Origin of the sequence: Streptomyces sp. 1222.5 (genome assembly GCF_900105245.1) — a bacterium.
GTDB classification, from domain to species: domain Bacteria; phylum Actinomycetota; class Actinomycetes; order Streptomycetales; family Streptomycetaceae; genus Streptomyces; species Streptomyces albidocamelliae.
Genome location: NZ_FNSZ01000001.1, coordinates 6,625,660 through 6,642,480 on the forward strand (window position 1 = coordinate 6,625,660; position 16,821 = coordinate 6,642,480).

A 16,821-nucleotide genomic window follows, 5' to 3' on the forward strand; every position below is an offset into this window, starting at 1 on the left:
GTCCGTCTCCGGGCGTTTCTGTAGGGACCCGACAGTGACTCCCCCCAGCCACTGTCGGTGCCCGATTGCCCGCGGCAGGGGCGCGACCGATAGGTTTTTGGATGAAGCCGCCTGTCACCAGGTGTTCGGGCGGGCTGTCGGACCGCTGCAGACCGCTATCGAAAGGGTGATCCGTTGAGCCGCTCGGTTCTCGTCACCGGAGGCAACCGGGGCATCGGCCTCGCCATCGCCCGTGCATTCGCCGACGCCGGCGACAAGGTCGCGATCACGTACCGCTCCGGGGAGCCGCCGGCCGGCTTCCTCGCGGTCAAGTGCGACATCACCGACCCGGAGCAGGTGGAGCAGGCCTACAAGGAGATCGAGGAGCAGCACGGTCCGGTCGAGGTTCTCGTCGCCAACGCCGGCGTCACCAAGGACCAGCTCCTGATGCGCATGTCCGAGGAGGACTTCACCTCGGTCATCGACACGAACCTCACCGGCACCTTCCGCGTCGTCAAGCGTGCGAACCGCGGCATGCTGCGCGCCAAGAAGGGCCGCGTCGTCCTCATCTCGTCCGTGGTCGGTCTGCTCGGCTCGGCGGGGCAGGCGAACTACGCCGCCTCCAAGGCCGCCCTGGTCGGCTTCGCGCGCTCCCTCGCCCGTGAGCTGGGTTCGCGCAACCTCACCTTCAACGTCGTCGCGCCCGGCTTCGTCGACACCGACATGACCAAGGCGCTCACCGACGAGCAGCGCGGGAACATCGTCTCGCAGGTGCCGCTCGGCCGTTACGCGCAGCCGGAGGAGATCGCCGCGGCGGTGCGGTTCCTCGCCTCGGACGACGCCTCGTACATCACTGGAGCCGTCATTCCCGTTGACGGCGGACTGGGAATGGGTCACTGATCACCATGAGCGGAATTCTCGAGGGCAAGCGCATCCTGGTCACGGGCGTGCTGATGGAGTCCTCCATCGCCTTCCACGTCGCCAAGCTGGCCCAGGAGCAGGGCGCCGAGATCATCCTGACCGCGTTCCCGCGGCCCACGCTGACCGAGCGCATCGCCAAGAAGCTGCCGAAGCCCACCAAGGTCATCGAGCTGGACGTCACGAACGACGAGCACCTCGGCCGCCTGGCCGACGTCGTCGGCGAGGAGCTGGGCGGACTGGACGGCATCGTCCACTCCATCGGCTTCGCCCCGCAGGACGCGCTCGGCGGCAACTTCCTCAACACGCCGTTCGAGTCGGTCTCCACCGCCATGCACGTCTCGGCGTTCTCGCTGAAGTCGCTGACCATGGCCTGCCTGCCGCTGATGCAGAACGGCGGCTCGGTCGTCGGTCTCACCTTCGACGCCCAGTACGCCTGGCCGCAGTACGACTGGATGGGCCCGGCCAAGGCCGCCCTGGAGGCGACCAACCGCTACATGGCGCGTGACCTCGGCAAGCAGAACATCCGCTGCAACCTCATCTCCGCGGGCCCGATCGGCTCCATGGCCGCCAAGTCCATCCCGGGCTTCGGCGAGCTGGCGTCCGTGTGGGACACCCGCTCTCCGCTGGAGTGGGACCTGAAGGACCCGGAGCCGGCGGGCAAGGGTGTCGTCGCCCTGCTCAGCGACTGGTTCCCGAAGACCACGGGCGAGATCATCCACGTCGACGGCGGTCTGCACGCCATCGGCGCCTGATCACCGCGACCGGCGCCCGACCGCCGCATCCGATCGCCGGCGAGGCCCGCACCCCTTCGAGGGGTGCGGGCCTCGGCCGTACGGGGGATTCCCCTCGGGCGTCACCCGTTCGGCCCACCGGCCGGGCCGCCGGGGCACCGGCGGAGCACCCTGGATTACGCGTTCACCTCGCGATTTCCCCACCGCAGCCCGGCGAGGAGGTCCCCTTGTGCGCCTGTCCCGCAGCCTGGCCCCGCTGACCGTGGCCGTGGCCCTCGTGCTCTGTCTGCCGTACGACGCGATGTCGCACGTCCGCGCGGGTGACGGCAAGCCTCCCGCGCCCGGACTGTTCGGCGCCGCCTGCCGGACCTCGGTCGACGGCTCCCACGTGGTCGCCTACTGCCACAACCCCTATGTCGACACCGACCGCGTGCGCCTGCACATCGAGTGCGCCCGCTGGTGGGACATCGACACCGACAGCGCCCCGGTGGACGCCGGGCCCGCGATGACCGTCCGGCTCACCGGCCGGTGCTGGAAGGACGTCGGTTCGGTCTGGGTCAGCCACCAGAAGGTCCGCTGAACCTGTCCGGACGGCACAGGAAGGGGTAGCTGGCGGCCTCCACCGCCGCCGCCTCGGCGTCCCGGGTGCGGATCGCGTCCACCAGCCGGGTGTGGTCCATGTGCGTCTCCGGGGTGAGCTCCGCGCCGACGTCCGCGCGCAGCCAGTCGCGCAGCACCTCGCCCAGGTCGGCGTACATGGCGGTCATGGCGTCGTTGTGGGACGCGGCCACGACGGCCAGGTGGAACGTGGCGTCGGCGGTCACGAATGCCTCCGCCTCGCCCGTCTCCCACGCCTCCTCGCGCCGCGCGAGGAGCGCGTCCAGCTGCTTGAGGTCCTTCTCGGTGCGCCGCTCGGCGGCCAGCTTCGCCGCGGCCGACTCCAGCGTGGAGCGCAGCTCGGCGATGTGCCGGGGGTCGGCGTCGGCGAAGCGCCGGTGCATCACCCCGGCCAGCTCGCTCGTCGCCACCACATAGGTTCCCGAGCCCTGCCGGATGTCCAGCAGTCCGTTGTGCGCGAGCGCGCGGACCGCCTCGCGGACCGTGTTGCGGGCCACTCCGAGCTGCTCGACCAGCTCCGGCTCGGTCGGGATGCGCGAGCCGACCGGCCACTCGCCGGAGGTGATCTGGTGGCGCAGCGCGGCGATGACCTGCTCGGACAGCGCCGAACGGCGCGGGTGGCTCAGGGGCATGGCCCACCTTCGCACGAGAGGCCCGGGAGGGGACGTCCCGGGAATGGACAACCAATCATCCCATGATTCTATGATGGACCTCATGGCTAGTGAGAAGTTCCGGACAGTGGACACCCGTACGGCGATGTCACCCACCGAACGCGGTACGGACGCCGTTGCGGGCACCGAGGAGACGAACCCCGGCGCGGGCCGTACGCGCGCGTGGGCGACCCGGCTGGTCGTCGCCGGCATCCTGCTGTCCGCCCTGAACCTCCGTCCGGCCATCACGAGCCTCGGCGCCCTCCTGGAGGAGGTGCGCGACGATCTCGGCATGAGCGGCAGCGTGGCCGGGCTGCTCACCTCCGTGCCCCCGTTGTGCTTCGCCGTCTTCGGGGTCACCGCGCCCCGGCTGGCCCGCCGCTTCGGACCGGCCGCGGTGATCTGCGCCGGCATGGCCGCCATCGCCGCGGGCCTGCTGATACGCCCCTACGTCGGCGGCACCGCCGGCTTCCTGGCCGCCAGCGCGCTCGCCCTCATGGGGATCGCCGTCAGCAACGTCCTGATGCCGGTCGTCGTCAAGCGCTGGTTCCCCGACCGGGTCGGCTCCATGACCGGCCTGTACTCGATGGCCCTCGCCCTCGGCACGTCCCTCGCGGCCGCGGTGACCGTCCCGCTGACCGGCGCCCTGGGCGGCAGCTGGCGGTCCGGCCTCGCCGTCTGGGCGGCTCTCGCCGCGGCCGCCGTGCTGCCCTGGCTGCCGCTCGTGAGGGACCGCGGCACCGCGCCCGCCCCGTCCCGGCAGCAGACGGCCGGGACGGCTGAGCAGCACGCCCCGCTGCGGATGGCCCGCAGCCGCACCGCCTGGGCGCTCGCCGTCTTCTTCGGCCTCCAGGCAACCGCGGCCTACATCACCATGGGCTGGATGCCGCAGATCTTCCGCGACGCCGGGGTCCCGGCGGGCACCGCGGGCGTCCTCCTCGCCGTCACCATGGTGATGGGTGTGCCGCTGGCCTTCGTCATCCCGCGCGTCGCCACGCGGCTGCCCCACCAGGGGCCGATCGCGCTGGTCCTGGGCGCCTGCGGGCTCGCCGGATACGCCGGTCTGTACTTCGCGCCGGCCGCCGGCGCCTGGGCCTGGGCCCTGCTGCTCGGCGTCTCCAACTGCGCCTTCCCGCTCGCGCTGACGATGGTCGGCATGCGGGCCCGCAGCGGACCCGGCGTGGCCCAGCTGTCCGCGTTCGCGCAGAGCACCGGCTACCTGATCTCCATCCCCGGCCCGCTGCTGGTCGGCGTGCTCTACCAGCGGAGCGGCGGCTGGGGACTGCCGATCGCCCTGATGGCGGCCCTCATGGTGCCCCAGATGGTCATGGGCGTCCTGGCGGGCCGCAACCGCACGGTCGAGGAGGAAGCGGCGGTGCGCTGACCGGCAGACCCCGGCGGCACTCTCCGGACGAAGGGTGCGAGACTGGGCGCATGCAGCCTGTGCTCGACCCGAACCCGAAGGACGGCCAGAAGAAGATGCTGCTCGTCTTCGGCTCGTTCCTCGCCATCTTCGTGATCATCGCCGTCATCGCGACCATCGCGTCACCCTGACGGCGGCCCGCACCCGCCGATGGTGGTGCTGGCCCCCCCAACCCCTAGGGGGTCAGGTTCAGGGTCAACTGGGTGGACTTCCGGATGGGTTGGCCGACCCGTGATCCGTACCTTCGAGATGTGACCGCACGACGCGGTCACGGACCCGCTCGAAGACACGGAGGCGACCATGCCGGCTCGCACCCACTCCCGGCCCCACCCGGCGACCACGGGCGGCGTCGACATCCGGCTGCCCTGGTGGGCCCTCGCCCTGCCCGCGCTCGCCTTCATGGCGCTGCTCGCGCTGATACTGAACCCGTCGGACGCCCACGCGGCGACCGGCGACCCGGCGATCACCCACCTCCTGGAACGCGCCCAGCGGCTCCTCGCACGCTGACCCGGAGCCTCCGCGCGCGGTGAATCCGCATGTCAACTCCCTGCGCCGCGTGGCCTGTTTCATGCGAAGCTGGGTCACATGAGCGCCGCAGAACCCCGCAGGATCGCCCTCTTCCGGCATGCGAAAGCAGACTGGCCCCAGGTGTCCGACCATGAGCGCCCGCTCGCCGAGCGCGGCCGCATGGATGCCGCGGTCGCCGGACGGAAGCTGGCCGACACCGCCATCACCTTCGACCTGGCCCTGTGCTCCACCGCGGTCCGGACCCGCGAGACCTGGAAGCTCGCCGTCCACGAACTGTCGCACCGGCCGAAAACCATCTACGAGGAGCGGGTCTACGAGGCCTCGCCCGGTGAGCTGATCGCCGTGCTCAACGAGATCCCGGACGACGTGCGGAACGTGATCATGATCGGTCACAACCCCGGCATCCACGGCCTGGCCGACATCCTGTCCGGCGCCGCGGAGGGAGATGCCCGCGACCGGATGAACCGCCGCGGCTTCCCCGCCGCCGGCTTCGCGCTGCTCTCCTACGACGGCCCCTGGAAGAGCCTCGAGCCCGCCGTCGCCACGCTGACGGAGTACTGGGCGCCCTCGGAGTGAGCCACGGACGGCCCGGCGTGTCCGGTACGCGGGAGGGCCCGGCGCCTCAGGGGTGCCGGGCCCTCCCGCGTCCGCACCGCCGGTGCGGGACCGGACGGGTGCGGGTGCCGGCGTTCAGTCCTCGTCGTGAGTGTCGGCGGTCTCGACCTCTTCGCGGGTGACGCCGAGCAGGTAGAGGACGGTGTCGAGGAAGGGGAAGTTCACCGCGGTGTGCGCCGCCTCGCGGACCACCGGCTTGGCGTTGAAGGCGACACCGAGACCGGCCGCGTTCAGCATGTCCAGGTCGTTGGCGCCGTCACCGATCGCCACCGTCTGCGACAGCGGCACCCCGGCCTCCGCGGCGAACCGGCGCAGCAGCCGCGCCTTGCCCGCCCGGTCCACGATCTCGCCGGTGACCCGGCCGGTCAGCTTGCCGTCGACGATCTCCAGCGTGTTGGCCTGGGCGAAGTCGAGCCCGAGCCGCTCCTTCAGATCGTCCGTCACCTGGGTGAAACCACCGGAGACGACACCGACCTGGTAGCCGAGGCGCTTCAGGGTGCGGATCAGGGTACGGGCGCCCGGCGTCAGCCGCACCTCGTCGCGCACCTTCTCCACCACCGAGGCGTCCAGCCCCGCCAGCAGCGCCACCCGCGCGTGCAGCGACTGCTCGAAGTCCAGCTCCCCGCGCATCGCCGCCGCCGTCACCTCGGCGACCTTGTCCTCGCAGCCGGCGTGCGCGGCGAACAGCTCGATGACCTCGTCCTGGATCAGGGTGGAGTCCACGTCCATGACCACCAGCCGCTGGGCCCGCCGGTGCAGACCTGCCGAGACGACGGCGATGTCGACACCCAGTGCCGCCGCGTCGGAGGCCAGGGCCGTGCGCAGCGGCTCGGTCTCCACCCCGGAGACGGCGAACTCCACCGCTGTCACCGGGTACTTGGCCAGGCGGAAGATGCGGTCGATGTTTCCGCCTGCCTTCGCGATGCGCGCGGCGATGGCGGCCGTCGACTCGGCGGTGAGCGGATGACCGAGCACGGTCACCAGGGAGCGCCCGACACCGCGCGGACGGTTGTCGCCGTGCCCCGAGAGGATCTCCGCCTGCATCTTCATCGACTCGGCCCAGCTGTGCACGGTCGCCCGCAGGTCGCCCTCCCGGCCGGCCGGCGGCTGGGTGACCAGCACGCACAGCACCAGGCGGCCCCGGGTGACGACCTGCTCGATGTCGACCACGTCGACGTAGTAGGCGGCCAGGGTGTCGAAGAGGCCGGCCGTGATGCCTGGCCTGTCCTTGCCGAAGATCTTGACGAGGAGAGTGGGGACCTCGGAGGTCTGCGAAGCGCTCATGGTGTCACCACCGTATCCGGCACCCAGTGCCGCACGCCGCCGAGGTCCGCCTGCCGGACAGGGAACAGTGGGTGTCGGCCCGATGTCAGGAATCTTGCCACCGGAGGACGGCACGGCCACCCGCCCGCGTGTCTCCGGCCCCACCACGACTGTGCCACGGGACGCCTCCGAAGGCAGTTCCAAGGCCGCCGCCCTCACCGGACCGGCGGGGCGGTCTCCTTCCCCTGCGTCGCGTGCTTCCGGGGCGGCGGGTCTCACCCGCCGCGTTTCGGCCTCCCCGGTGGCGGCGGCGGAGGCGGTGGCGGCGGCCACTCGGAGCCGTCCGGCCCCGGCGGGCGCTCGCCCGACCGCGCGGCCGGGCGTTTCCGCGGTCGCGGGGGAGTCTGGCCCAGCGGACGGACGACGGTCGGGGCGCCGTACACGTCGTCCCCCGCCCGGGGCGCCGGGGCGTCCCGCACCTCCTCCGGGACCCGCAGATAGGGGTTCGTGTCGGGGTTCGGCGGCCGGTGGGGCCGGCCCGGCACGTACGGCCCGGCCTCGCCCTCCGGCCCGGTGGGACTTCCGCCGGGCACCCGGCCGCCACCCCCGGACGCCGGGCCGCACACGCCGGGCCGCCCCTGCTCCGCCACGTACCCGGACACGGCCGGGCTCCCGGCGCCCCGGGTCCCGTTCCCGGCCGCCGCCCATGCCCCCGCCGCCCCGGTCGCCCGGGCGAGCAGCGCTCCCACCGCTCCGGCCCCGGCCCCCCACACGGCTCCGAGGAGCAGGGCCGCGCCGAGGTGCCCGTGCAGGGTGACACCCGCGCCGAAGGCGTCGAAGCCGAGGACGGACAGGGAGGCGTCCACGGACACGTCCGTCAGCCGGGCGAGCAGCGGCAGGGCGAGCGCGGTCGCGACCCCCAGCCGCAGCGCGCACCGTCCCGCCAGTCCCAGAGCACTGTCGGCGGCCCCGAAGCCACGCCTCCCGCCGCCGCTCGTCCCGGCCGCCGACGCGGGACCCCCGGCCGCCCCGGCCGCCCCGGACCCACGGACCACCGGCGTCCGCAGGGCCGTCAGCACCCCGGCGAGCAGCATCGTCAGCGCGGACGCCACCGCCAGCAGCCACACCCGGTCGTCCAGTCCGGCCAGCCGGCCAAGGGTCACCGGCTCGTCTGAGCCCCCGCCGAGGAGCTGGTCCAGGGGATGGGGGAGCAGCTTGCCGAGGACGCCGGTGGCGCGGCCGTCCCAGGGGACGAACAGGCCGAGCGGGAGGCCCAGCCAGACCCCGTTCGGCGTACCGAGCAGCGCCGCGCCGGCGATCCGCCTCGGGTGGTCGTCGCCGATGGCCGCGTACGCCGCGGCGGCGGCCCCCGCCAGCACGGCCAGCAGCAGCACCGTCACGAGTGCCGAGACCGCCGGCCGGACCACCCGGTGCAGGGGAGCCCAGCCCGGCGGCAGGGGGGCGCGGCGGGAGGCGAACAGTGCGATCAGCAGGATCCCGACGCACCAGCCGAAGCCGCCGAGGAGCGTGGCCGGGGTGTCCACGGTGAAGCCGACGGCCGCCTTGGCGTGGACCAGGTCACCGATCTTGTCCGGCAGCAGCCCGCCGAGGTCCCCGAGGCCCGGGACGCTCAGGCCGCCGCCGCCCTTCCCGCCTCCGCCCGGCAGCCGGTCCAGGCCGAGCGAGTCGCCGTCGATGGTGACGACGTCGTGACCGGCCCAGGCGAGTCCGCCCAGCATCGCCACGAAGAGCGCGATCACCGCGCCCGCGCGCGCGAGGAGTTCGGCGGGCGCGACGGCAACTCCGGCCGAGCGCAGGGACCGTAGGAAGAACCACGACAGCAGCAGCGCACCGACCAGGCCCACCCCGAGTGGCGTGATCTCGATGGCGGTGTGCGCCTCGGCGCCTTTCAGCCCGAACATGGACACATCGCCGGACGGCGAGACCGAACCACCCGCACCCAGCGCCACAACGGCCGCCGTCATGGGGCCCAGTGAGGCCGAGGAGTCGGCCTGCAGCAGGTGCAGGCCGAGCGCGGCTGTGCCCGCCATTCCGATCAACGCCCAGCTCACCGTGGCGATCGCGGACACGGCGATGTCCGTCCAGGGCAGCCCGGTACCGCGTCGTGCGGTCCCGACGTCCATGGCAGTGCTCATGGCAGACCCCCCGATCCGCGGCGCGGCATCGCAGCCGCGCTGGTCCCCCTCGTGGGGGATTACCACTCTCCGGCCCGGTTTCAACCCCGTCAACGGGGCGAGTTGGTGCGCGCACCGTTGTTGTTCGCAAGGCCCGAGTTTCGGTCAGAGGGCCGAGCCTGAAATAGTTCCCCACGATGTTCGACATCCCTAGACTCCCTGTGATGGGGGTAACTCGGGGGACAACTCAGTGGGGCATGGAGTGCCGGAACTCGTACTGGAATCAAACGGACGGACCTGGACGCTCGACACGTCCAGGTCCTACACCCTCGGCCGCGATCCGCAGGGTGACATCGTCTTCGACGACGCCAGGGTCTCCTGGCGGCACGCCACGGTCAGTTACAACGGCCGCAGTTGGGCCATCGAGGACCACGGCAGCACCAACGGCACGTTCGTGCAGGGCCAGCGGATCCATCAGATGGAGATCGGCCCGGGCTCGTCGCTGCACCTCGGCAACGCGACGGACGGACCGCGGCTGAACCTGTCCGGGGCCGCCGCCCCGGTCGGCGGGCAGCCGCAGGGGGCGGCGCCGTACGCGGCCCAGGGAGCCGGCGCACCGGGCTGGGCCCCGCAGCAGTCCGCGCCGCCGCAGTCCGTGCCGCATCAGGCACCGGCGCAGCAGAACCCGCAGCCCGGCTGGCAGCAGCCGCAGGCGGGGGCCGGCTTCCCGCAGCAGCAGTCGGGACCGCCCGACCAGTACGCGCAGAAGACGCCCGGTGGAGGCGCGGGGGCGCCGCCGGTGTACGGCGACCGCAGCCCGACCACGTTCCACCAGTTCTCCATCGGCCGCGTGATGCGCATCGGCCGTTCCCTGGAGAACGAGCTGGTCGTCTCCGACCTGCAGGTCTCGCGGCACCACGCCGAGTTCCACTCGACGCCCGACGGCCGCATGGAGATCCGCGACCTGGGCTCGCACAACGGCACCTACGTCAACGGTCAGCCGATCGCCAAGGGCGGCTCGGCGCTGCTCGGCCCGAACGACATCGTCGGCGTCGGCCACTCCACCTTCCGCATCGTCGGCGACCGCCTCGAGGAGTTCGTCGACACCGGTGAGGTCTCCTTCTCCGCACGCCACCTCACCGTCACGGTCGACGGCGGCAAGCAGATCCTGAAGGACGTCTCCTTCGGCGTCCCGGAGAAGTCCCTGATCGCGGTCATCGGCCCGTCCGGCTCCGGCAAGTCGACCCTGCTCAAGGCGCTCACCGGCTACCGGCCCGCCAACCAGGGCGAGGTCCTCTACGACAACCGCAACCTGTACAAGCAGTTCGCCGAGCTGCGCCAGCGCATCGGTCTGGTCCCGCAGGACGACATCCTGCACAAGGAGCTGACCGTCAAGAAGGCCCTGAAGTACGCGGCCAAGCTGCGCTTCCCGGCCGACACCACGGCCCAGGAGCGCGACGCCCGGATAGACGAGGTGCTGCGCGAGCTGAAGCTGGACATCCACAAGGACAAGAAGGTCACGTCCCTGTCCGGCGGTCAGCGCAAGCGTGTCTCGGTGGCGCTGGAGCTGCTCACCAAGCCGTCGCTGATCTTCCTGGACGAGCCGACCTCCGGTCTCGACCCGGGCATGGACCGTGACGTCATGCAGCTGCTGCGCGGCCTCGCCGACGACGGCCGTACGGTCCTGGTGGTCACCCACTCGGTGGCCGAGCTGGCTCTGTGCGACAAGCTGCTGGTGATGGCGCCGGGCGGTGCCGTCGCCTACTTCGGGCCGCCGGAGGAGGCGCTGAACTTCTTCGGCTACGACAGCTGGGCCGACGTCTTCTCCGCCTTCGAGAACTACCGCGACTACGACTGGGCCGGCCGCTGGAAGGGCTCGCAGCACTACCAGATGTACGCCGCCGACATCGACGCGGTGGCGCCGCAGTCCGTACACATGCCTCCGCCGCAGGCGATGAAGCCGCCCAAGCCGCAGGGCTGGGGCTCGCAGCTGATCACCCTGATCCGGCGCTACGTGTCGGTCATCGCGTCCGACAAGGGCTTCCTGGCGCTGACGGTGATCCTGCCGGCCGTGCTCGGCGCGGTCAGCCTGCTCATCGACTCGGACAAGGGCCTGCTGGTCAACCCGGTCAACCCGCGCACCCATGTGCCGATCCCGAACGGCACGGCGACCACCGTCCTGCTGATCCTCGCGGTCGGCGCCTGTTTCGCGGGCGCCGCGAACTCCGTGCGTGAGCTGATCAAGGAACGGGTCATCTACGAGCGGGAGCGGGCGACCGGCCTGTCCCGGTCGGCGTACCTGATGTCCAAGGTGGTCGTGCTGGGCGCGGTCACCGTGCTGCAGGGCCTGATGGTCGGCCTGATCGGCTTCTCCAGCCGGGAGATCCCCGCCGAGGGGGTCGTCCTCGGCAACTCGACGCTGTTCGAGCTGTGCCTGCCGATCATGGCGCTCGGCTTCACCTCGATGATGTTCGGCCTGGTGATCTCCTCGCTGGTGAAGACCGCGGAGAAGACCATGCCGCTGCTGGTGATGTTCGCGATCATCCAGGTCGTCTTCACCGGCTGCCTCTTCACCCTGCACGGCACCGTCGGCGTCAACGAGTTCTCGTACCTGATGCCGTCGCGCTGGGCGGTGGCCGCGGCCGGCGCCACGCTGGACTTCAACAACATCGCCCCGAACACCGACGACCCGGGCAGCACCGACCCGCTGTGGGACCACGCGGCCTCGGCCTGGGGCATCGACATGGTCGCGCTGATCGTGCTCGGTGTGGCCTGCGGCTTCCTCGTGTCCCGCTTCCTGCGCCGGCACGAGCCGGAGGTCATGCGGAAGTAACCGCGACACCGCGTCCGGACGACGTGAAGGGCGGCATCCCCCCGAGGGGTGCCGCCCTTCCGCGTTACGTCAGAGGTCCGCGCCGACCTCAGTACGCGCTGTTCACGTTGTCGATCGAACCGTACTTGTCGGCCGCGTAGTTGGCGGCGGCGGTGATGTTCGCGACCGGGTCGTAGATGTTCCACGAGGTGCCGGCGACGTGGTACGCGTTGAAGGTCGGCGGGATGACCTGCAGCAGGCCCTTGGACGGGATGCCGTTGATCGCGTTGATGTCCCAGTTGTTGATGGCCATCGGGTTGCCCGAGGACTCACGCATGATGTTCTTGTGCAGGCCGTGGTAGGAGCCCGGGATGCCCTTGGTCTTCATGATGTCCAGGGCCTGGCGGATCCAGCCGTCCAGGTTGTTCGTGTACGTCTTCGCGGCGACCGGCTGGATCTCGACGCGTTGCGTGGAACGGCTCGCGGCGGCCTGGACGGCGTGCGCCTGCGCGGCCGTCTTCGCGGCGGCCTGGACGGCGGCCTTCTTGGCGGCGGCGTCCGCGGCCTTCTTCGCGACGGCGGCGTCGGCGGCCTTCTTCGCGACGGCGGCGTCGGCGGCCTTCTTCTGGGCCGCGAAGGTGTCGAGCTTGACCGTCTGGGTGGCGAGCTGGTCGGTGACCGTGCCGTGGACGTTCTTCAGGGCCGTGCCGGTGGCGACCTGGGCGGCCGTGGCCGGGGCGCCGGTGGTGACCGTGTCGGCGTTGCTGGGGACGGCCGAGGCGGCGATGGCGGCGACGCCGAGAGCGGCGACACCGGCGATCGCGATCTTGTGCTGCTTGGTCAGGTTGCGACTATGAGCTCGACCGAGAATGTTCTTGGGCATGGCTGAAGGACCTCTTCTGTAGCGCGGAGGTCGCTCTTGCGTCCGCCGTGGGGATCGGTTCCTCCCACACGAACGCCGCGGGGCGGAACCCACGGCGCTGAGCGACGGAAGCAATTCTTAGCTGGCGCAAAATCCCCAGGCAAAGGTGTGACGTACGATCCCCCATAGTGGATCAGGGAAGGGCAAATCGGGACAGACGAGACCGTCTGCCCCGTTCGTAGGGGGCGGTTTATCTCCTATGCCCTTTCGTACGTGATGTGGGCCCTATGTGCGGGCTCACACCGGCCACCCACCGGTCTCACCAGGAGTTGCCGCAGCAATTCGCTGCGTGAGGATCCTCCTCCCGCAGGAGGAGGTGCACGTCGCCGAACTCGTGCCACAGGTAGAGGCCGCGCAGCGCCTCGTCGTAGGCACGCTCGACCGCGGGCCGTCCGGCGACCGCCTCCAGCATCAGCAGATGCGAGGCCTCCGGCTCGTGCAGTCCGGTCAGCAGCCCGTCCACCACCCGCACCCCACGCCCCGGCGTGACCACCAGATCCGTCCATCCCCGCGCCGCCCGGACCACCCCGTCCGCCCCCACCGCCGACTCCACGGCCCGCACCGCCGTCGTCCCCACGGCGATCACCCGGCCCCCACCGGCCCTGACGGCTTCGATCAGCCGCGCCGAGGCCGCAGGCACCGCGAACCGCTCCGGGTAGGGCGGCTCGTGCGCCTCCGCCGACGCCACCCCCGTGTGCAGGGTGACCGGCGCGAACCGCACCCCCCGGCTCACCAGCTCCGCCACCGTCCGCGCGGTGAAGGGCCGCGCCGCGCTCGGCATCTCCGCGCTGCCCGACCCGTCCGGCGCGGGCAGCGCGAACACCGTCTGGTAGACCGACAGCGGCTGGTCCCGCTCCGTATAGGAGTAGCGAATGGGCCGCCCGTGCTCCCGCAGCACCTCCGGTACGGCCGCACCGGCGGCGCGCGCCCACCACAGCCGCTCCCCGCGCGGGCTCAGCGGCTCCTCCAGCACCAGCCGGCCCCCGCCCGCCAGCACCACCTCCGTCCGGGTGCGCGTGCCCGGACGCGCGCGTGTAGTACCGCGCCCGTCCGGCTCCCGCAGCTCCACAGCCCACCGCCCGTCGTCCCCGGGCGTGGAGAAGTGCACCACCACGCGCGCGTGACCCACCCGTCCGTCCACCGCGGCGGCCAGCGTCGGGGAGGTGTTCACGACCAGGAGATCCCCGGCTCGCAGCAACCGCGGCAGCTCGGGGAAGGCGTGATGCGTCACCTCCGTACCGCGCGACACCAGCAGCCGTACGGCGTCCCGGTCCAGCCCCGGCCCCCGCTGCTCGGCCGGCACCCGCGCGGACAGCTCCTCCGGGACCCGCACGTCGACGGTCACGGCGCCTCCAGCAGCGCCGGCGCCGCGTACCGGCCACTGGCCGGCCGCTCGTCCAGCAGCCGCAGGAACGCCGGCACCACCCCGGCGGGCGCCGGACGTGGACCGTGGTCGTCCGGTACGGCCGCCGCGTACAGGTCGGTGGCCATGTCCCCGGGATCCACCGCCCACACCCGCAGCCCGGGCTCCTCCACCCCCAGCACCGCCGCGAGCTGGTCCAGGGCCGCCTTCGAGGCGCCGTAGCCGCCCCACGTCCCGTACGCCTCGGCCGCCGCGTCCGAGCTGACCGCGATCACCGCACCCGCCGGCGACTCCCGCAGCAGCGGCAGCACCCCCTGGACGAGGCCGAGCGCGGCCGTCACATTCACCTCCAGCGCCCGCCGCAGCCCCTCCAGGGGCAGCTCGGCCAGCCGCACCAGCGGCTCGGCGCCCAGCGCGCTCGCGTTGTTCACCAGCAGATCGGCACCCCCGAACTTCTCCGCGGCGGCCACCAGCTCCCCCCGGTGCTCCGCGTCCGTGACATCACCGGGCAGGGCCGCCACCCGCGTCCCCTGGCCGGCGACCGCCTCGGCGGTCTCCGCCAGGGCCCCGGCACCCCGGGCGTCGAGCACCAGATCCCAGCCGCGCGCGGCCAGCGCCTCGGCGAGCGCTCGCCCCAGGCCCTTCGAGGCCCCCGTGATGATCGCTACCGGCATGACAACCGTCCCCTCGTCGCTCACCGCCCGCGCCGGGCGGTGACCACAACCTAGGAACGGCACGGTCCCCGCCGCCTCGGACGCGGGCCGCAGAGCACGCGGTCCCTTCGGCGTACACCGCACGCCCGGGGCCGCAGGACGTACACCGCGGGCCCTGCGACGCAGGACCTGCGCCCGGCCCGGCCTCCCGGGCGTACATCTCCCGCCCTAGGCCCAGCGGCCCGGCCCCTGCCGCCACAGGTCCGATCCGCACCGCCGGACCCCGCCGGTACCGTGAGGACATGAGTCAAGGCCCCCGGTCCGGCCTCGCCGCGGTCAGCTCCGCGCTGCTGGCCATGAGCAGGCACCTGGAGGTGCGCGACGTCCTCAAGACGATCGTCGCCTCCGCCCGCGAGCTGCTCGACGCGCAGTACGCCGCCCTCGGCGTCCCCGACGACCACGGAGGCTTCGCCCAGTTCGTCGTCGACGGCGTCAGCGACGCCCAGTGGAAGGCCATCGGCCCGCTGCCCCGCCAGCACGGCATCCTCGCCGCGATGCTGCACGAGGCCCGCCCCGAGCGCCTCGCCGACGTGCGCACGGACCCCCGCTTCGAGGGCTGGCCGGCCGCGCACCCCGAACTGGCCGACTTCCTGGGCCTGCCCATCCGCGACGGCGACGAGGTCATCGGCGCCCTGTTCCTCGCGAACAAGAACTGCCCCAAACAGCAGGGAAGCTGCGGGTTCACCCAGGAGGACGAGGATTTGCTCGGCATCCTCGCCCAGCACGCCGCCATCGCCCTCACCAACGCCCGTCTCTACGAGCGCAGCCGCGAGCTGACCATCGCCGAGGAGCGCTCCCGCCTCGCCCACGAACTGCACGACGCGGTCAGCCAGAAGCTGTTCTCGCTGCGCCTGACCGCACAGGCCGCGGCGGCCCTCGTCGACCGCGACCCCGCCCGCGCCAAGGGGGAACTGCACCAGGTGGCCGTCCTCGCCGCCGAAGCCGTCGACGAACTGCGCGCCGCCGTGGTGGAGTTGCGGCCCGCCGCCCTCGACGAGGACGGCCTGATCGCCACCTTGCGCACCCAGACGCAGGTCCTCGACCGCGCCCACACCGCGCGCGTGACCTTCTCCGGCAACGGGTTCCGTGCCCTGCCCGCCGCCCAGGAGGAGGCCCTGCTGCGGGTCGCCCAGGAGGCCCTGCACAACGCCCTGCGCCACTCCGGCGCCGGACACGTCGACGTCAGCGTGGCGCGCCGCGGCGGCGGAGCGGTCCTGCGCGTCACCGACGACGGCGGCGGCTTCGACCCGCAGACGGTCCGCCGCGCCGGCCGCCACCTGGGTCTGGTCTCGATGCGGGACCGGGCGAGCGGGGTCGGCGGCACGCTGACCGTGGAATCGGCGCCCGGCAAGGGCACCACGATCGAGTTGGAGGTCCCCGGTGGGTGAAGCGATCAGAGTGCTGCTGGTCGACGACCACCAGGTCGTCCGCCGGGGGCTGCGCACCTTCCTGGAGGTGCAGGACGACATCGAGGTGGTCGGCGAGGCCGCCGACGGAGCCGAGGGAGTCGCCAGCGCCGAGGAACTGCGGCCCGACGTCGTCCTCATGGACGTCAAGATGCCGGGCATGGACGGCATCGACGCCCTGCGCAGACTCCGCGAACTCGACAATCCCGCGCGGGTGCTGATCGTCACCAGCTTCACCGAGCAGCGCACGGTCGTCCCCGCCCTGCGCGCGGGCGCCGCGGGATACGTCTACAAGGACGTGGACCCCGACGCCCTCGCCGGCGCCATCCGCTCGGTGCACGCCGGGCACGTGCTGCTCCAGCCGGAGGTGGCCGGCGCCCTGCTCTCCCAGGAGGAGGCCAACTCCGGCCAGGGCCGCGGCGGATCGCTCACCGAACGCGAGCGCGAGGTGCTCGGTCTCATCGCGGACGGCCGCTCCAACCGGGAGATAGCCCGGGCCCTCGTCCTGTCGGAGAAGACCGTCAAGACGCACGTCTCCAACATCCTGATGAAACTCGACCTCGCCGACCGCACCCAGGCCGCGCTGTGGGCCGTACGGCACGGCGTGACCGGCTGACACCGCACTCCACGGGGGGCCGGCCCCCGGCTGTGCGAGGGGTTCCGTTCCGGACTGAGATTCATACCGTCGTGGGAATGTCACCCGGATGGCGCATCCTCCGGCGATCTCCGCCGTTCTCCAGTG

Annotated in this window: 16 protein-coding genes; 10 read left to right on the plus strand and 6 right to left on the minus strand. The window is 72.2% G+C overall.

Annotated elements, in window-relative coordinates; translation table 11 throughout:
- The first annotated feature begins 174 nt into the window (after positions 1-174).
- From fabG to BLW57_RS29960, 3 genes are all read left to right on the plus strand, one after another.
- The gene (fabG, locus tag BLW57_RS29950) at positions 175-879 is read left to right on the plus strand and encodes a 3-oxoacyl-[acyl-carrier-protein] reductase (RefSeq protein WP_093478785.1); all 705 of its coding nucleotides are present in this window, start codon (positions 175-177) and stop codon (positions 877-879) included.
- A 5-nt stretch (positions 880-884) separates the two neighbouring features.
- The gene (gene fabI, locus BLW57_RS29955; RefSeq protein WP_093478786.1) at positions 885-1,652 is read left to right on the plus strand and encodes an enoyl-ACP reductase FabI; all 768 of its coding nucleotides are present in this window, start codon (positions 885-887) and stop codon (positions 1,650-1,652) included.
- 208 nt (positions 1,653-1,860) lie between these two features.
- Entirely contained in the window at positions 1,861-2,211 is a 351-nt protein-coding gene (locus BLW57_RS29960) for a hypothetical protein (protein ID WP_093478788.1), read from the plus strand.
- Here the strand turns inward: BLW57_RS29960 and BLW57_RS29965 are convergent.
- A complete protein-coding gene (locus tag BLW57_RS29965) occupies positions 2,189-2,881 on the minus strand; it encodes a FadR/GntR family transcriptional regulator (protein WP_093478789.1) in 693 nt (230 codons plus the stop codon). The two genes, BLW57_RS29960 and BLW57_RS29965, sit on opposite strands and share 23 nt — an antisense overlap.
- A gap of 70 nt (positions 2,882-2,951) precedes the next feature.
- Here BLW57_RS29965 and BLW57_RS29970 point away from each other — a divergent pair, with 70 nt between their 5' ends.
- The 4 genes from BLW57_RS29970 (at position 2,952) to BLW57_RS29985 (ending at position 5,426) form a co-directional block, all read left to right on the plus strand.
- Positions 2,952-4,283 (plus strand): CynX/NimT family MFS transporter, encoded by a 1,332-nt coding sequence (locus tag BLW57_RS29970; protein WP_176985776.1) that lies wholly within the window; start codon positions 2,952-2,954, stop codon positions 4,281-4,283.
- Between the two features lie 50 nt (positions 4,284-4,333).
- Positions 4,334-4,453: an SGM_5486 family transporter-associated protein gene (locus BLW57_RS42570; protein WP_093478792.1), complete on the plus strand. Its 120-nt coding sequence runs from the start codon at positions 4,334-4,336 to the stop codon at positions 4,451-4,453.
- A 169-nt stretch (positions 4,454-4,622) separates the two neighbouring features.
- Positions 4,623-4,829, plus strand: a complete 207-nt coding sequence (locus tag BLW57_RS29980; protein WP_093478794.1) for a hypothetical protein — start codon at positions 4,623-4,625, stop codon at positions 4,827-4,829.
- Positions 4,830-4,907: 78 nt separating this feature from the next.
- A complete protein-coding gene (locus BLW57_RS29985; protein ID WP_093478795.1) occupies positions 4,908-5,426 on the plus strand; it encodes a SixA phosphatase family protein in 519 nt (172 codons plus the stop codon).
- 114 nt (positions 5,427-5,540) lie between these two features.
- Here the strand turns inward: BLW57_RS29985 and serB are convergent, their stop codons facing one another.
- Together serB and BLW57_RS29995 are read right to left on the minus strand one after the other, a co-directional pair.
- Positions 5,541-6,749: a phosphoserine phosphatase SerB gene (gene serB, locus BLW57_RS29990; protein ID WP_093478797.1), complete on the minus strand. Its 1,209-nt coding sequence runs from the start codon at positions 6,747-6,749 to the stop codon at positions 5,541-5,543.
- 254 nt (positions 6,750-7,003) lie between these two features.
- Positions 7,004-8,884, minus strand: coding sequence for a streptophobe family protein (locus tag BLW57_RS29995; protein WP_093478798.1), 1,881 nt, complete (start codon positions 8,882-8,884; stop codon positions 7,004-7,006).
- A gap of 241 nt (positions 8,885-9,125) precedes the next feature.
- Between BLW57_RS29995 and BLW57_RS30000 the strand changes: the two genes are divergently transcribed.
- Positions 9,126-11,696 carry an ABC transporter ATP-binding protein/permease gene (locus BLW57_RS30000; RefSeq protein WP_093478800.1) on the plus strand — a complete coding sequence of 857 codons (2,571 nt, stop codon included), beginning with the start codon at positions 9,126-9,128 and terminating at the stop codon, positions 11,694-11,696.
- A gap of 88 nt (positions 11,697-11,784) precedes the next feature.
- Here BLW57_RS30000 and BLW57_RS30005 read toward each other — a convergent pair whose 3' ends face one another.
- The 3 genes from BLW57_RS30005 to BLW57_RS30015 all read right to left on the minus strand — a co-directional run bounded on the left by BLW57_RS30005 (position 11,785) and on the right by BLW57_RS30015 (position 14,634).
- The gene (locus BLW57_RS30005) at positions 11,785-12,558 is read right to left on the minus strand and encodes a transglycosylase SLT domain-containing protein (protein WP_093478801.1); all 774 of its coding nucleotides are present in this window, start codon (positions 12,556-12,558) and stop codon (positions 11,785-11,787) included.
- A gap of 298 nt (positions 12,559-12,856) precedes the next feature.
- Complete coding sequence (locus BLW57_RS30010) at positions 12,857-13,942, minus strand: S-adenosylmethionine:tRNA ribosyltransferase-isomerase (protein ID WP_093478803.1); 1,086 nt, start codon at positions 13,940-13,942, stop codon at positions 12,857-12,859.
- On the minus strand, positions 13,939-14,634 hold the full coding sequence (locus BLW57_RS30015) for an SDR family NAD(P)-dependent oxidoreductase (protein WP_093478804.1): 696 nt from the start codon (positions 14,632-14,634) through the stop codon (positions 13,939-13,941). The genes BLW57_RS30010 and BLW57_RS30015 overlap by 4 nt, the downstream gene beginning before the upstream one ends.
- Positions 14,635-14,915: 281 nt before the next feature.
- On the opposite strand from BLW57_RS30015, the gene BLW57_RS30020 reads away from it, so the two are divergent.
- Positions 14,916-16,061, plus strand: coding sequence for a GAF domain-containing sensor histidine kinase (locus BLW57_RS30020; RefSeq protein WP_093478805.1), 1,146 nt, complete (start codon positions 14,916-14,918; stop codon positions 16,059-16,061).
- Positions 16,054-16,695 carry a response regulator gene (locus tag BLW57_RS30025; protein WP_093478807.1) on the plus strand — a complete coding sequence of 214 codons (642 nt, stop codon included), beginning with the start codon at positions 16,054-16,056 and terminating at the stop codon, positions 16,693-16,695. Before BLW57_RS30020 ends, BLW57_RS30025 begins: the two co-directional genes overlap by 8 nt.
- The last annotated feature ends 126 nt before the right edge of the window (positions 16,696-16,821 follow it).

Excerpts from the sequence above, each read along its gene's own strand:
- BLW57_RS30020 (WP_093478805.1), top strand. The coding sequence starts at position 14,916 with ATGAGTCAAGGCCCCCGGTCCGGCCTCGCCGCGGTCAGCTCCGCGCTG.
- BLW57_RS30015 (WP_093478804.1), bottom strand. The coding sequence starts at position 14,634 with ATGCCGGTAGCGATCATCACGGGGGCCTCGAAGGGCCTGGGGCGAGCG.
- BLW57_RS29970 (WP_176985776.1), top strand. The coding sequence starts at position 2,952 with ATGATGGACCTCATGGCTAGTGAGAAGTTCCGGACAGTGGACACCCGT.
- BLW57_RS29995 (WP_093478798.1), bottom strand. The coding sequence starts at position 8,884 with ATGAGCACTGCCATGGACGTCGGGACCGCACGACGCGGTACCGGGCTG.
- BLW57_RS42570 (WP_093478792.1), top strand. The coding sequence starts at position 4,334 with ATGCAGCCTGTGCTCGACCCGAACCCGAAGGACGGCCAGAAGAAGATG.
- serB (WP_093478797.1), bottom strand. The coding sequence starts at position 6,749 with ATGAGCGCTTCGCAGACCTCCGAGGTCCCCACTCTCCTCGTCAAGATC.
- BLW57_RS30005 (WP_093478801.1), bottom strand. The coding sequence starts at position 12,558 with ATGCCCAAGAACATTCTCGGTCGAGCTCATAGTCGCAACCTGACCAAG.
- BLW57_RS29985 (WP_093478795.1), top strand. The coding sequence starts at position 4,908 with ATGAGCGCCGCAGAACCCCGCAGGATCGCCCTCTTCCGGCATGCGAAA.
- BLW57_RS29965 (WP_093478789.1), bottom strand. The coding sequence starts at position 2,881 with ATGCCCCTGAGCCACCCGCGCCGTTCGGCGCTGTCCGAGCAGGTCATC.
- BLW57_RS29980 (WP_093478794.1), top strand. The coding sequence starts at position 4,623 with ATGCCGGCTCGCACCCACTCCCGGCCCCACCCGGCGACCACGGGCGGC.
- fabI (WP_093478786.1), top strand. The coding sequence starts at position 885 with ATGAGCGGAATTCTCGAGGGCAAGCGCATCCTGGTCACGGGCGTGCTG.